Origin of the sequence: Streptomyces sp. NPDC048825 (genome assembly GCF_043198355.1) — a bacterium.
GTDB lineage: Bacteria > Actinomycetota > Actinomycetes > Streptomycetales > Streptomycetaceae > Streptomyces > Streptomyces xiangluensis.
Window position 1 is genome coordinate 30,007 of record NZ_JBICUR010000030.1, and the last position, 15,207, is coordinate 45,213.

The 15,207-nt window shown below is 69.7% G+C and carries 9 protein-coding genes; 4 read left to right on the forward strand and 5 right to left on the reverse strand.

The features are described 5' to 3' along the window. Positions 1-9 precede the first annotated feature (9 nt). The 5 genes from ACGFNK_RS43400 to eccB all read right to left on the reverse strand — a co-directional run bounded on the left by ACGFNK_RS43400 (position 10) and on the right by eccB (position 5,481). Complete coding sequence (locus ACGFNK_RS43400) at positions 10-1,767, reverse strand: RNase A-like domain-containing protein (protein ID WP_393426188.1); 1,758 nt, start codon at positions 1,765-1,767, stop codon at positions 10-12. Then, entirely contained in the window at positions 1,767-2,081 is a 315-nt protein-coding gene (locus ACGFNK_RS43405) for a WXG100 family type VII secretion target (RefSeq protein WP_393426191.1), read from the reverse strand. The genes ACGFNK_RS43400 and ACGFNK_RS43405 overlap by 1 nt, the downstream gene beginning before the upstream one ends. A gap of 56 nt (positions 2,082-2,137) precedes the next feature. Next, complete coding sequence (locus tag ACGFNK_RS43410) at positions 2,138-2,566, reverse strand: WXG100 family type VII secretion target (protein ID WP_393426194.1); 429 nt, start codon at positions 2,564-2,566, stop codon at positions 2,138-2,140. 119 nt (positions 2,567-2,685) lie between these two features. Next, positions 2,686-3,933, reverse strand: a complete 1,248-nt coding sequence (gene mycP / locus ACGFNK_RS43415) for a type VII secretion-associated serine protease mycosin (protein ID WP_393426197.1) — start codon at positions 3,931-3,933, stop codon at positions 2,686-2,688. 21 nt (positions 3,934-3,954) lie between these two features. Next, a complete protein-coding gene (gene eccB / locus ACGFNK_RS43420) occupies positions 3,955-5,481 on the reverse strand; it encodes a type VII secretion protein EccB (protein ID WP_393426200.1) in 1,527 nt (508 codons plus the stop codon). Positions 5,482-5,680: 199 nt separating this feature from the next. On the opposite strand from eccB, the gene eccE reads away from it, so the two are divergent. From eccE to ACGFNK_RS43440, 4 genes are all read left to right on the forward strand, one after another. Further along, positions 5,681-6,997, forward strand: coding sequence for a type VII secretion protein EccE (gene eccE, locus ACGFNK_RS43425; protein ID WP_393426203.1), 1,317 nt, complete (start codon positions 5,681-5,683; stop codon positions 6,995-6,997). Between the two features lie 5 nt (positions 6,998-7,002). Beyond that, complete coding sequence (locus ACGFNK_RS43430) at positions 7,003-7,779, forward strand: hypothetical protein (RefSeq protein ID WP_386350006.1); 777 nt, start codon at positions 7,003-7,005, stop codon at positions 7,777-7,779. A 333-nt stretch (positions 7,780-8,112) separates the two neighbouring features. Beyond that, complete coding sequence (locus tag ACGFNK_RS43435) at positions 8,113-12,861, forward strand: SCO5717 family growth-regulating ATPase (protein WP_393426207.1); 4,749 nt, start codon at positions 8,113-8,115, stop codon at positions 12,859-12,861. Between the two features lie 377 nt (positions 12,862-13,238). Continuing rightward, positions 13,239-15,125 (forward strand): ABC transporter substrate-binding protein, encoded by a 1,887-nt coding sequence (locus ACGFNK_RS43440; RefSeq protein ID WP_393426210.1) that lies wholly within the window; start codon positions 13,239-13,241, stop codon positions 15,123-15,125. Positions 15,126-15,207: the final 82 nt, after the last annotated feature.

The following is a 15,207-nucleotide window of genomic DNA, read 5'->3' on the forward strand; positions in this document are numbered from 1 at the left end:
CGGCGTCCGCTATTTCGGCATCGAGGTGACCACCACGAAGGGCGGGTTCAGGCTGGCGTCGTACTTGAGGCGGGTCTGAACGCCGTGCGCGTCGGTCACCGGGGTCGGCTGGCCGTTGACCACCACCGAGGTGCGCCCGGTCACCGGGCTGGAGGCCAGAGGGGCGTTCGCGGCCGGACCCACCGAGCTGACCTCGAAGATTTTGCTGGGCGGCTGCGGTGGCGGGCCGGTAGCCAACCACGCATCGATCTGGTTGCTCCTCTGCCGAATGCACTCCTGGGTGTACTTCTGTGCCGAGGCCAGATCGGTGAAGCTGGAGGCCGCCGGGATTGTGGGCGTGCCGGAGCTGTTGGCCTGATCGCGCAGACGCTGCAGCAGCTGGTCGTCGGTCTTGCCGACGTGCTTGTCGATGGTGTGGCCGCCGCCGAGGTCCTCGGCCATCGCCAGGTCGAGCGTGTACTTGTACGGGAACGGGTTCTCCCCGTTCAGAATCTTGTGCTCCTTCTTGAACTCGTTCAACGAGCGGCCGCCGAAGGCCTCGGCCCGCGCCTCCTGTGCGATGAACGTGGGCGCACTTCTGAGCGCCTCGTCCAGCTCCCATTCCAGTGCGAGGAGTGTGGTGGCGGCGTCGCTGAACTTCTGCTGGTAGATCTCGACGGCCCGGTCCGCGGCTGCCCGGTCCATGTGCTGCCGGAAGGTCAGCACCAGCTTGCCGAACATGGCCGAGCCCGCGAGTTGGAGCAGTTCCAGCGCATCGAGGCCGACCGTCAGGTCCTCCACCATCTTCTTGGCCGCCGTCTTGGCCAGGTTGGTGGTGGTCTCCCGGCAGGTCTTCGCGACCTGGGCCAGGTCGTCGCAGGTCTTCTGAATGGTGTCGGCGGTGTGGTGCAGCACCTCCAAGATGGGCCGACGCTGTGCGGGTGCCACATTTCCCGAAGTCTTCCAACTGCGGCCGCCTTGGTGAGGTGGGGCGATCTGCCCTTGTGCGTCTCGGCTGCGGCCCCAGGCAGTGGTGCCCCAGATCGACTGGCAGAACGATTTCATCGCGCTCTGCCATTCGTTGTTTGCATTCGGGTCCGTCATGTAGCTGATGGCGGAGGTGAAATTGTCACCGGCCTTCAGCGCGGTGCTCGCTGCCTCCCGCCACGCGGTGGCCATTCCCTTGAGGTCGTCCTCACGGGCGCCTGGGGTGATCTCATGGGTCTTGCCGAGGTTCAACCCGTACTCGATGGCTGGCCGGACGACGTCCGCGAGGAAGTCCGGGATCTCGCCCATAGCCCCAGAGATGGCCCACGAGTCGGCATCCTCGCCAGTCCCGGTCCACTTGATGTCGTTGATCTTCCCGTAGACGGGCTCTTTGTCGATGACGACGGGAGGGGTGCGGCGGGGCAGCGGTCCCTGCATGCCACGCGTGGACCAGTCCGCTGCCTGATAGTTGTTGGCGGTCGTGGTCAGGCCAACCGCGACGCCACCTACGCTCACCACGCTTGCCGCCCAGACCTTGATGAACTTCTCGGCGATCTGCATGTAGACCTTGGCGAAGGAGTCTGGGCCCCATCCGGTGCCCGCCGACTGGCTGTACGCATTGAGCGCGCTCACCAGAGTGGTTCCGCCCTTGTCGTAATCGAACTGCCCGTCACGTATCACCGCCGACGAGTAGTACAGGTGCGGCGGTTGCACGTCGAAACCGCCCCCGGCGTCAGGCGCCGCCGGCCTCAGCTGGTCCCGTTCCTGCTTGCGTTCGGCGTCAGTGGGACGGTCTGCCATCAGCCGGCCCCCCAGCCCCGCAGCACCGCCTGATGCGCCGCCGCATAGTTGGTGTGGCCGGTGGTCACATACTCATGCAGCCACTTCTGGGCTGCCTGCAAGTCCTGTGCCGAGCGGTCCCATTCGTCGAGTTTCTCGACGAACGTGTCGCGCGTCTCGCCCTCCCAGGACAGCACGACGGGTACGACTCGATCGTAGAGGCCGTCCAGTTTTTCGTTGAGCTTCTTGAGGATGTCCTCAAGATCGGTGGTGAGGTCGTTGAGTGTGGCGAAGGTGACGGCTATGTGGTCGTCAGAAGCGGGCCCGGTCGGCATGATCCCCCATGGATTTTGGTAACTACGCCTGGAACATGGGTAGTTGGTGATGGCGGTCAGTAGGCGTCGAGGCTGCTGCGCGGCGCCTGCGCCTGCGCCTCGATGTTCGGCGTCGACAGCTTGTCGACCTCGCTCCCGACGTCCACCTGGACCGACCGCATCTGCGCGAGCACCTCGAGTTCGTTCTCGGTGAAGCCGTCCCGGCTCATCCGTACGGCCTGCTCGAGCAGCTTCATCACTTCGCGGATGCGTACGGCGTCCTCGGCCGCCGCCTGGTGGAACTTCCGGTACTCCGTCGCCGCCGGGCCGCGCCAGCCGGCCTCGATGCGGTCGACGACCGCGTCCATGCGTTTGACCTGCTTGTCCAGGTGGTCCTGCATGTCGTCCAGGTCACCGGCGAGCTTGGTCAGAGATCGGGAAGAGACCCGGAGGTCCGTGCCACCGCCCTGCGCCGAACCTGCTCCGTTCACTCCGTCCACAGCCATAGCCGTACCTCTGCCCCCGTCGCTTCGGCATCACGAGTCTCTTGCTGTTCGACGATCGTACGATCGTCGAATCCGGCACCCCCAACTGCCCTTCACGGACGCGGAGATACCCCAGCCGCCTACTCCGCCCCCACCACTCGTCGCGCCCGCCTCCGCGCATCCCTGATCGCCACAGCCGTGCCACCCAGGCCCGCCACAAGGACCACCGCCCCCACGGCCACGTACGTGGCAAGCCGAGCGTTGCGTTCCTCGGCCGTTTCGCCGGTCTGGAATTTGGCCGCGGCCGGGGCTTCCGGTTTGCCCAGGCCTTGCTGAGGGTTGGGGGACTCCAGTGGTTCGTCGTCCTCCGTCAGGGCCCGGACAGGGTCCACAACTCCCCAGCCCACCAAGCGGTCGTGGCCCCCGATCGTGCGCTCAGCCGTCTGTTCGATCTGGGCGACGATCTGCTGAGCCGTCCACTTCGGGTGCTTCGCCTTGATCAGGGCTGCGACACCGGCGACGTACGGCGCCGAGAAGCTCGTACCGTTGTCGGAGCAGTGGCCGCCCTTGGGGACCGTGGAGATCATGTCGACGCCGGGGGCCGCTACGCCGACGAACTCGCCGGCCTGGGAGAAGGAGGCGCGCTCGTTGTTGCGGTCGGAGGCCGCTACTGCGAGGACGCCCTTGTAGGACGCGGGGTACGTCTCCTTGACGTTGCCGCCGAGGCCGTCGTTGCCCGCCGAGGCCACGACGACGATGTCCTGGGCCAGCGCCTCGTTGATCGCCAGTTCCAGATCGGGCGTCGGCTTCACCGCGTTCGACGTGTCCTGGGAGATGTTGATGACGCCGGCCCCGGCCTGGATGGCGTAGCGGATCGCCCGCACCAGGGTGTCGGCGGTGCCGTGGCCCTCCGCGTCGTTCTGCTGGATCGGGATGATCGTCGCCTCGGGGGCCAGGCCCACGAACCCGGTGCCCTGGGCGGGGCGGGCCGCGATGATGCCGGCGACCTTGGTGCCGTGGCCGACGGTGTCCGTGGTGCCGTTCTCCTTGCCCCGCTCGATCGGGTTGCCGTTGTCGTCCTTGAGGTTCTTCGGCAGGAGGTTGCGGCCGCTCTTCGCGTCAACCGCGTCGCGCAGCTGGGGATTCGTCACGTCGACACCGGTGTCGATCACCGCTACCCGTACGCCCTTGCCCTTGGACTGGCTCCACAGCTCGTCGAGGAGGACTCGCTGGAGCGACCAGGGACGGCCCGGGTACTTGCCGTTGGGGAACTGGCACTGGTCCGAGTACGGGAGGTCGGCCGCCGCCGCGGGGGGTGAGAGGACGACGGGGGCGGTCGTGAGCAGGGCCGCGGCCACCGCGGTCGTCATGCGGAGGGGGGAGGGCATGTGTCGCACGTCCGCGCCCCCTCAGGAACCCTGCGGCTGGCGTGCCGCCGTCGTCGACAGGCGTGGGCCCGTGGGCAGGAACTCCGACCAGGCGGCGGGGATCGGCGCGGCGTCGACGTCCTTGTAGCCCAGTCGGATCTGGGCCTGTTCGGCCTCCTGCTGGGCCTGCTCACGGTCCTTGTCCGTCGTGCCGATGCCGGCGTCGTCCGTGCCGCTGTCGGCGTTGGACTGCAGGACGTAGCGCAGGCCCGTGTCGGTGACGAGGAAGACGGGGCCGGCCTTGGTCTCCTCACCCTGGAACTGGCGGTAGAGCTGGCCGGAACCGGGCGTGACGTACGCGCTGGAGGAGCCGGTGGGCAGCTTGGCCGGGAAGTCCGTGCCCGCCCAGGTGCTCAGGGTTGTGGCGCCCGAACCGGCCTTCACGTCGCGCAGGACGTTGCAGACGGTGCTGCGGCTGCCTGACGCTCCGGAGGCCTCGTTGACGGGCTGGGGGTCCTCCGTCGGCCAGGTGTACTCCGTCCCGAACGGCTTGCCCGGGACGATCGCGCCGGGGCTCATCTCCTTGGCCTGGCCGGCCTGGCCGAGAGAGGCCAAGTCCTCGCTGAACAGCAGGAGTTGGGCGACGAAGGCGGAGACAGGGGCGACTCGGCCGGGCAGCACCACGTAGTACTGGTCGCTGTTGAGGTCGGACGCCTTGAGCACCATGCCGACCTTGTCGGTCGTCTCGTCCAGCTGACCGGGGGCGTCGGCCGCGGTGCCCACCTGGCCGGTGATCTCGGGGAAGGAGATCGGGTCGCCGCGGTGCAGGGTGTCCAGCCATTCCTTGGACACCTTCTGCGGCTGCCTGCCGGAGCCGACGACGGCGCGCAGCAGCAGTTCGTCGCTCGTGCCGATGGGGTACGACCGTCCGCTCGCGTCCACCACATAGCGGTCCCCGTCCGGGCCTGCCACGTAGAGGAGCTGACCGCCCGTCAGCTTCTCTCCCTTGCCCTCGGTCGCCTTCATGTCGCGGGAGGCGAGGACCAGGGCTGCCTTCTGGATGGACTCGCCGCCCGCGCTGGGGCGTTCGCAGACCGCCCAGCGCTTCTCGCTGCCCGCTTCGGACGCCGAGGGGAGGCGGTCGGGCGCGTACGGGATGCCGATGGTGACGCCGTGCGGGATCTTGCCGTTGTCGAGGACGGACTCCTCGACGGTCACCACATCGCCCTGGCCCTCGTCGAGGAGCAGCCTGGCGGACGCCATGTTGAGGACGGGGTGCAGCTGGACCTGCTTGCCGGTCTTCAGGACGACGTAGCGCGTGGTCGAGTCGCTGGCGACGATCACCTTGGCCTTGGGTTCGTTCCAGCCCTTGGGTGCGGTGGGCTTGAACATGCCCCACGCCCCGAAGACGGCGAGGACGATCACGCCCACGATGACGCCGGGAAGGATCGCGCGCAGCGGGCGGGGCGCTCCCTCCTCCGAGCCGTCGGGTGACGGCTGCAGAAAGGCCGCGAGCATGCGGCGCTTCGCGAAGGTGTAGGCATTGAGCTGATCGCGCCGAGATGCCATCTGTGCCTGTCTCTCCCCGTGTTCACATGGTCCGCGCTCGCCGGGGTGACCTGGTCCCCCGCCTTCGATGTCAGAGCGGCCCCCTACTATGCCTGTTATCTGTGGGCACTTGTGGAGCGGGTAGGGTACCCGGGCCCTCAAGGGCCTTGTGCGGTGCGGAAATACCAGCGAGTTGTGAGCAAAACGGGGGGTTGGAGTGATGGCATCCGGAACGCGGACCCGGTCCCGTGACCGATCACGGACACAGGGCTCGTCGGCGCCCCGGCAGACACCGGCGCAGGGGCCGGCCTCGCCGGGCGCTCTCCACTTCAAGGTGCGTTCAGGTCAGGTCGGGGCATTCCGGTTGCAACGCTTCGTACTGTTCGAGATCGCGGCCGCCATCCTGCTTGTCGGATGGGTGATCGATCCTGTGGCCCTGGTGCCTGCGGCCGTCGTCGCCGTCTGCCTGGTGCTGCTCTCCTTCGTTCGTCGCCGCGGCCGTTCCCTGCCCGAATGGCTGGCCACGGCACGGGCGTTGAAAGCACGTCGGCGCCGGGCAGCGAGTACGCCGATACCGGAGGGCACGGAGCCGGGGCTCGCGCCGGCCGTGGAGTGCGACCCGAGTCTGCGGACGTACACGTACGCCGGCCGTGACCGCCGACCCGTCGGCATCATCGGGGACGGCACGTTCGTCACTGCGGTCCTGCAGGTCGAGGCCGACGCCACCGCGGTACGGGCCGAGCGGAACCGGCAGCCGCTGCCGGTCTCCCTGGTCCACGACGCCCTGGAGGTGGACGGGATCCGGCTGGAGTCGGCGCAGGTCGTGCTGCACACCCAGCCCGCGCCCGCGATTCATCTGCCCCAGCAGTCCGTGGCCGTCGCCAACTACGCGCCCCTGCAGGAGCAGACGGGTGCGCCGGCCGTGCGGATCACGTGGATCGCGTTGAAGCTCGACCCGGAGCTGTGCCCTGAGGCCGTGGCCGCGCGCGGGGGCGGTCTCGTCGGGGCGCAGAAGTGCGTCGTACGTGCCGCCGATCACCTCGCGAGCCGGCTGACCGGTGCCGGGTTCCGGGCGAGGCTCCTCGACGAGGAGGAGCTGACCTCCGCCATCGCCACCTCGGCCTGCGCCAACCCGCTGGTGACGGCGGAGGCCGGGCGCGCGGAGACGCGGGAGCGGCGGACCGAAGAGACGGGCCGGAGCTGGCGCTGCGACAACCGCAGACACACCACGTACTGGATCCGCAGGTGGCCCACGCTGGGCGGCGAAAGAGCGCCGTCGCTGCCGCAGCTGCTCGCACTCGTGACGGCCGTCCCGGCGCTCGCCACCACCTTCAGCCTCACGCTGACGCGCGGGGAGCGGCAGGAGGTGTCCATGAGCGGGCACCTGCGGGTGACCGGGCGCAGTGACGACGAACTCGTCGCCGCCCGGCGCGCTTTGCAGGGAGCCGCCCGGCACACGGGCACGGGGCTCGCCCGTCTCGACCGGGAGCAAGTACCCGGCATGCTCGCCACTCTGCCCCTCGGAGGTGCCCGGTGACATCGATGCCCACACGCGTGGGACAGGCGGCCACCGGTCGCGTCCAGCCGCAGCCCTCTGTCCCCGAGCGGGCGCGCGAACTCCTGCGCAGCGGCCTCGGGTTGATCGGCCCGCGGCACGCTCGCCACTCCCTGTCCGTCGACCAGCTGGACGCCCTCGCCCTGCCCATCGGAGACGACGGCGTCGTCATCGGCGTGGACGCGGAGGGGCGCCCCGCGGTGTTGGGGCTCAATCGGCCGACTCCGTACGACGTCGTCCTCATCGGTGGGCTGTGGACCGTGCAGGTCATCGCGCTCAGGGCGGCGGCGACGGGAGCGCGGGTGGCCGTGGAGACGGGGCGGCCGCAGGCCTGGATACAGATGGTGCACGCCATGGGCGGCGGGCAGAACGGGCTGGCCGTGTACGACGTCGGGCGGGTGCCGCCGCAGGGCACCTCAGCCGGTACGCCCGTGCTGGTGGTCCGGGACTGCGGTATGCGGCCGCCGCGCGGCCGGGTCGTCTCCGGGCCCTGGCAGTCGGTGCTGACCCTGCTGCCGTACCTCAGCCCGGTGGCTCCGCGGCTCGTGCGGCAGGCGCATCTCGTCGGCGTGCAGCGAGTCTCGCCGGACGAGGCGGCGGAGCTCGGCCGCACGATGGCGCTGCCGCGACCCGAGGTGGAGTCCTTGCCCGGTCTCTCCGACGGCCTCACCCTTTGGTGCAGCGATCGCGACCGGCAGTACGTGATGACGCAGCCGACGGACGCCGAGACCGGATTGTTGGGTACGCCACGAAGGATGGACTGAGGGTCTGGATTTGCGAACCTTGGAACGGACTCGGGCGGTTTGAACGCGGGTCCCGGGCGGTTCGATGTTCGCCTTTTGCGCGGTTGTTCGCCAATTCGCTGATCGCGTATGTCACTTCTGGGGCGGAGTGTGACGTAGTGGGTAGGTGCTGAGGGTGGGCGGGCCTGCCGTGGGGGTTGTTGCGGTGATTAGGCTGGGTGGGGTGCGGCACGAGAACCCGTGGGCGGGTCGGCCGCGTCACAGGGGGAGAACCGGGTGGATCAGACGGCCTCGGTCGACTAGAACGGTCGCCCCAGCACGGCATGACGGTGCTCGACCACACCAGGAGGAATTGTGAACAGCGATCGGGACGGGATCCGCGGGGGCTGGGCCACACCCGGCGATGACCAGTCCGACGCCGAGTCCGCCGTCGAGACGACGGGCGAGTTCACCATCGATTACGCGCCGCCTGCCTGGTATACGCAGAATGCGTCGGGTAGTTCGGAGGAGGCATCTTCTTCTCCAGTTTCTCCGGCTTACCCGGTCTCGGCCGCCCCTCCTGATTCCGCTGATCCCCTCGGTTCCCCCGCCTCTGCCGTTTCTCCGGTGGCGGAGGAGGCGGGTACGGCTGAGGAGGCTGCGGCTGACGACAGTTCGGCGGCTGCGGAGGGGGCTTCTGCTGCCGAGGGTTCGTCGGCTGCTGAGGGTCCGGGAGCTGTGCCCAAGTTGCCGGTGGGGGGCGGGTTCGAGCCGGGGTGGCGTACATCCGATGCGTCGGCCGGGGCGCCTGCCGCTGACGCCGGCAGTCCTACCGCTCTGCCCAATCTGCCTGTAGGGGGCGGTTTTCAGGCTCCGTGGGATGCGCCTGTGCTTCCGGCTCCCGTTGCCGGTGCTCCTGCTCCTGAGGAGGGCGAGGCGGACGAGGCGGAGAATGGCGATCTGGAGAGTGGCGCCACCATGCGGATTTCCGCTGTCGCTCTTAAGAGGGAGATTCAGGAGCGGGCTGCGGAGACCGAGGGCTCGGAGGCCGGCGACGGTTCAGCGGTTGTCGAGGAATCGGCGGCTGTCGATGAGTCTGTCGTCGAGGAGTCGGCCGGCGATGTCTCCGCCGACTCGGCTGAAGAGAGCGCTGGGCTTGAGGACGGGGGCGACTCGCTCCGCTCCGATGAGGTCGAAGCTGTCGCTGACGCCGACTCGGATGTTGGTGACGACTCGGATGCTGTCGAGGTGTCGGCTTTCGGCAGTGGGTCGAGCGACGGTGGCGTCGATGGCGTAGACGAAGAGGAAGAGGTTGAGGGGGCATCCTCGGAGGGTTTGGTCGAGGGGGCCGGCGAGGCGGAGGACGACGAAGGCGACGTCGGCGGCGTCGTGGAAGAGTCCGCTGATGTTGCCGGCCTCCCCCGGGTCGATGTCGTTCCCGCGGGTTCTACTGAGGACGCCGAGGCCGAAGACGACGAGGTCAACGACGCGGTTCCTGCGAGGGACCTGGAGCCCCAGGACGCGGAGCCCGAGGCTGCCCTGCCGGGTGACGATGCCGAGCCGGAGGACGCTCAGCCGGGGCAGGGTGAGCCTGCGGACGCGGAACCTCAGGACGCAGGGCCTCAGGATGCAGAGCCTCAGGATGCGGCACCTCGGGACGCGGGGCGTCAGGACGCCGAACCTCAGGACGTAGTGCCGGGGCTTGGTTCGGAGGCAGACGATGCGGTGCAGGACGCGCCTCCGGCGTGGGCTCCGCCGCCGTTGCCGCAGGGTGGGCTTCCGCCGCTGCCGCCCGCGTATCAGCCTGCATCGCCTGCTACGGCGGCACAGTGGCCCACGTCCGCGGAGAGCGACAGCCAGAGCGAAGACGGACAGGCAGGGGGGCAGGCGCAGCCGTCGGTGCCGCCGCAGGGGCAGCAGCCGTTCCAGCCGCAGGCACCGCAGCCTGCGCCTCAGGCTTGGCCTGCTGTTCCGGGGACTCCTGCCGTGCCGGGCCAGCGCGCGGATGGGGGGTCGGGGCCCGCTCCGGCCGCCGACGCCACGCCTTCGGCGCCTGCGGCAGGCGGTTCCGGGGCTGGTTCGCCTCCTGGGAATCCGGGGGGCCCGGGCTTCCCGCAGTTCGGTACGCCGCCTGGTACCGCACCGAGCCCACAGGGCGGCAACCCGGGTACGACACCGGCGCCGCAGGGCAGCCCCGACTTCCAGCAGGCCGGCCCGGCCGCGCCTCCGGCCGCCCAAGGTGGTTACGGATTCCCGCAGCCGGGTGCCGCGACGACGGCTCCGCAGGACAGCCCCGCCCAGCCGCAGGCTCAGGGCGGCTACGGATTCCCGCGGCCGGGTAACGGCCCCGCTCCCCAGACGCCGAACGTTCCGGCGCAGGGTGCGCCCAACCCGCCCGGGCACGGCGCGAGTTATGGGTTCCCGCAGCCTGGCGCGCCCGCGGGCGCCGCCACCAACTCCGGCGCGCCCCAGGCGCCCGGTCAACACGCCGGCTACGGATTCCCCCAGCCCGGGAGCCCTGCGCCGGAGACGCCCAACACCGGCCAGCCGGTCGGCGGGTTCCCGCAGCCCGGTACGCCGGCAGGTGCTGCCGCCAACCCCGCTATCCCCAACTCGCCCGTCCAGCAAGGCGCTTACGGATTCCCGCAGCCGCCCGCGCCTGGACAGCAGGCGCAGGGCGCCGGTCAGCCCCCGGCTTCGGCACCAGGGCAGCCCGCCGCTCAGCCTCCTGCCGCCGCGCAAGCGCAGGCGCAGCCGCCACAGGCGCCCAGCCCGCAGTCCGGTTACGGATTCCCCCAGCCAGGGAACGCCGCTCCGGGCACGCCCAACAAGCCCGGCCAGTCCACCGGCGGACTCCCGCAGCCCGGCACACCCGCAGGCGCCGCAGACTCAGCCCAGCCCAACTCGCCCGCCCAGCAGGGGGGTTACGGCTTTCCGCAGGCGCCCGTGCCAGGACAACAAGCCCAGGGCGCCGGTCAGCCCCCGGCTTCGGCACCAGGGCAGCCCGCCGCTCAGCCTCCTGCCGCCGCGCAAGCGCAGGCGCAGCCGCCACAGGCGCCCAGCCCGCAGGCCGGTTACGGATTCCCGCAGCCCGGCACGCCCGCAGCCACCAACTCCGCTGCACCCAACTCGCCAGCTCAGCAAGGCGGTTACGGGTTCCCCCAGGCACCCGCCCCCGGGCAGCATGCGCAGGGGCCCGGTCAGCCCGGGCCCGGAGCTTCGGCGCCGACGCAGCAGGGCGCGCCCCAGCCGCCCCACGCTCAGCCCCACCCCGGCCAGCCGTACCCACCGCAGGGCGGCCAGCCCCTCCCGCACCAGCCGAACCCGCAGGCCGGTGCCGACCAGCACCAGCCCGGCGTACCGCATCCGCACCAGCAGGGTCAGCAGCCGCCCATGCCCCAGCCGGGGCAGCAGGGTCAGCCGGACGGGCAGCCGCCCGTCGACCCCCGTGCCGGGGCCGCCTGGCCGCAGGCCATTCGGCATGATCAGCGGCAGCCCACCAACCCGGGGGCGCCGCTCGGGTACACGGCGGCCGTTGAGCTGTCGTCGGACCGGCTGCTCAACAACAAGAAGCAGAAGGCGAAGAGCGGGCGTACGGCGGCCGCATCCTCACGCTTCAAGATCGGGGGCAAGAAGGAGGAGGCCGAGCGGCAGCGGAAGCTCGAGCTCATCCGGACTCCGGTGCTGTCCTGCTACCGCATCGCCGTCATCAGCCTCAAGGGCGGCGTCGGCAAGACGACCACGACAACCGCGCTGGGCTCCACGCTCGCCAGCGAACGGCAGGACAAGATCCTCGCGATCGACGCCAACCCGGACGCCGGTACGCTCGGCCGTCGCGTGCGCCGCGAGACCGGGGCCACCATCCGTGACCTCGTCCAGGCGATCCCGTACCTCAACTCGTACATGGACATCCGGCGGTTCACTTCGCAGGCGTCCTCGGGGCTCGAGATCATCGCCAACGACGTCGACCCGGCGGTCTCGACGACGTTCAACGACGAGGACTACCGGCGCGCGATCGACGTCCTCGGCAAGCAGTACCCGATCATCCTGACCGACTCCGGTACGGGCCTTCTCTACAGCGCCATGCGCGGCGTACTCGACCTCGCCGACCAGCTCATCATCATCTCGACGCCCTCCGTGGACGGTGCGAGCAGCGCCAGTACGACGCTGGACTGGCTGTCCGCGCACGGGTACGCCGACCTGGTGTCGCGGTCCATCACCGTCATCTCCGGAGTGCGTGAGACCGGCAAGATGATCAAGGTGGACGACATCGTCAGCCACTTCGAGACGCGGTGCCGTGGCGTGATCGTCGTACCGTTCGATGAGCACCTGGCGGCAGGCGCCGAGGTCGACCTCGACATGATGCGGCCGAAGGTGCGCGAGGCGTACTTCAACCTCTCGGCGCTGGTCGCCGAGGACATCGCGCGGCACCAGCAGTCGCAGGGCCTGTGGACGTCGGACGGCAACCCGCCGCCGGTCGCCGCGCCGCCCCTGCCGGGCCAGTCCGTCCCCGGCCAGGTCCCGGCGCAGGGCCAGCCGGGCCAGGCGTACCCCCAGCACCCGGGTCAGCCAGGCGGCCAGCCGTACCCGCAACAGCCGGGCGCGCAGCCCCAGCCCGGCCACCAACCGGGTGCCCAACCCCCGCCCGGCCACCAGCCCGGCCACCAGCCCGGCCCTCACCCCGGTGCCCAGCCCCAGCCTGGAGCCCAGCCCGGCGGTTACTCCCAGCCGCCCGGGCAGCCAGGCCACCCCGGTGCACCCGCACCCCAGGGTTGGCAGCCCCACTCGGGCGGACCCACACCGCCTCAGCCCGGCGGTTACGGATTCCCGCAGCCCGGCCAGGCCGCCCAACCCCAGCCAGGACAACCGCAACCGCCTCAGCAGCCCCAGCCCGGCGGCCCGGCACCCGCACAACCTCAGCCCGGCCACCCCGGACACGCCCAACCGGGCGCCCCGTTCCAACCGCCCGCCCCGGGCCAGCAGTTCCAGCCGGGTCAGCCCTTCCAGCCGAACCAGCCACCGCAGGCAGACCAAGGGCAGAACCAGGGCCAAGGCCAGAACCAAGGCCAGGGCCAGGGTCAGAACCAGAGCCGAACCCCGCCACCGCAACAACCCCCGCAGTAACCCAACCGGCCGAATCCCACCCACCGGTTCCACGCGAAGGGCCCGCCCCGTTCCTCAACGGCGGCGGGCCCTTCGCGTTCGCCCGCACAGACCCTCGTACGAGGCCGCACAGGCACCCCACCCATCACCCCAGAAACACCCTCAGACCAGCCCCGATACCACGCCCGGGCCTACCCCCACGCCTTCTCCCAGGCCCACCGTCAGGCCCCTACCAGGCCCCCTTCACCGGTCTGGACCAATGGTCGCCAAATACGCGCCAACTCGTTATTTCCGCAGGCCACATGGGGTGTATCCGCCGTTGACGCACGCCTGGCGTCGCTGATAAACACGCACACCAACTCCCGGTGATGACGCGAGGTCAGCGAGGTCTGCGAGCCATGGACACATACGACCAGTACGACAGGACCAAGCGCACCCCCCACCACACCCGCCGCTTCCTCCGCCCCCACCGCCTCCTCGCGGCCGCCGCCACCGCCGCCCTCACCCTCACAGCCGGCCTCACCACCCCCCTGAACCCGGCACCCCAGCGCGCCCAAGCGGCAGCCGACGACGGCAAAGACGTACTGACCGTCGCCGTGGCGCAGAGCGTCGACTCGCTGAGCCCGTTCCTGGCGACGCGGCTGGTCAGTACGAGCATTCACCGGCTCATGTACGAGTACCTGACCAACTACGACCCGAAGGACAACCACGCGGTCCCGGGCCTGGCCACCAAGTGGGAGCCCTCCGCCGACAAGCTCACCTGGACGTACACCATCCGGGACAACTCCAAGTGGTCGGACGGCAAGCAGGCCACCGCCGAGGACGCGGCGTGGACGTTCAACAAGATGATGACCGACGACGGCGCGGCCACCGCGAACGGCAGCTTCGTCGCGAACTTCCGCAAGGTCACCGCCCCGAGCCCTACCAAGCTCGTCATCGAACTGAAGAAGCCGCAGGCCACGATGGCCGCGCTGGACGTGCCGATCGTGCCGAAGCATGTGTGGGAGAACGTCGGCGACTTCTCGAAGTTCAACAACGACAAGACGTACCCCATCGTCGGCAACGGGCCGTTCGTCGTCACCGACTACGCCGCCGACAGCTTCGTACGGCTGAAGGCCAACACGTCTTTCTGGCGTGGAGCTCCGAAGTTCGACGAGCTGGTCTTCCGTTACTACAAGGACCAGGATGCCGCCGTCGCCGCCCTGCGCAAGGGCGAGGTCTCCTTCGTCGCGGGCGCCCCCGCCCTGACACCGGCGCAGGCCGCGTCCCTCGAGGGCGAGGAGAACATCAAGGTCAACGACGCGCCCGGCCGCCGTTTCTACGCGCTCGCGACCAACCCTGGCGCGCGGGCCAAGAACGGTGAGAAGTTCGGCGACGGCCATGCGTCGCTGCTCGATCAGAAGGTCCGTCAGGCCCTGTTCATGGCCGTGGACCGCAAGACCATCATCGACAAGGTCTTCCAGGGCCACGCGGTCGAGGGAGAGGGCTACATCCCGCCGCGCTTTTCGACATACCACTGGAAACCAACGGATGGCCAGAAACTGTCGCACGCCCCGGACAAGGCGAATCAACTCCTCGACCAGGCGGGCTACAAGAAGAACGGCGACGGCAAGCGCGTAGGCAAGGACGGCAAGCCGATCAACTACCGCGTCCTGTGTCATGCGACGGACCCTCAGGACAAGGCGGTCGGCAAGTATCTCCAGGAGTGGTGGGGCGATCTCGGCATCGGCGTCACCCTCAACTGCCTGGACAACGTGACCGATCCATGGCTCGCCGGAGAGTACGACCTCGCCTTCGACGGCTGGTCGGTCAACCCCGATCCCGACTTCGTCCTGTCCATCCACACCTGCGCCGCGCTCCCGGCGACACCCAAGGACACCGGCGCGACGGACAACTTCATCTGCGACAAGCAGTACGACGAGCTGTACGGGAAGCAGCTTGCCGAGTACGACGCCGCGAAGCGGGCGGACCTCGTCAAGCAGTTGCAGTCGCGGCTGTACGAGACCGGGTACATGAACGTCATGGCGTACCCGAACGCGGTCGAGGCCTATCGCACCGACCAGATCGAGTCGATCATGACGATGCCTCTGGACGCGGGGAACATCTACGGCCAGGACGGCTACTGGGGCTGGTGGTCGGCGACTCCGGCCGCCGTCGGCGAGGCCTCCGAGGAGTCGAGCTCCGCCGGCGTCATCATCGGCATCGTCGCGGGTGTCGTGATCCTGGCGGGCGTCGGTTCGTTCTTCGGGCTGCGTCGCCGCGCGAGTGCCGAAGACCGCGAATAGCCGCCGCCGAAAACCCTGAGCAGCCCTACCCCCACCGAACGCTCCGCCGAGTGCCCCCACCGATGAGCCGAGTGAGAGTTCA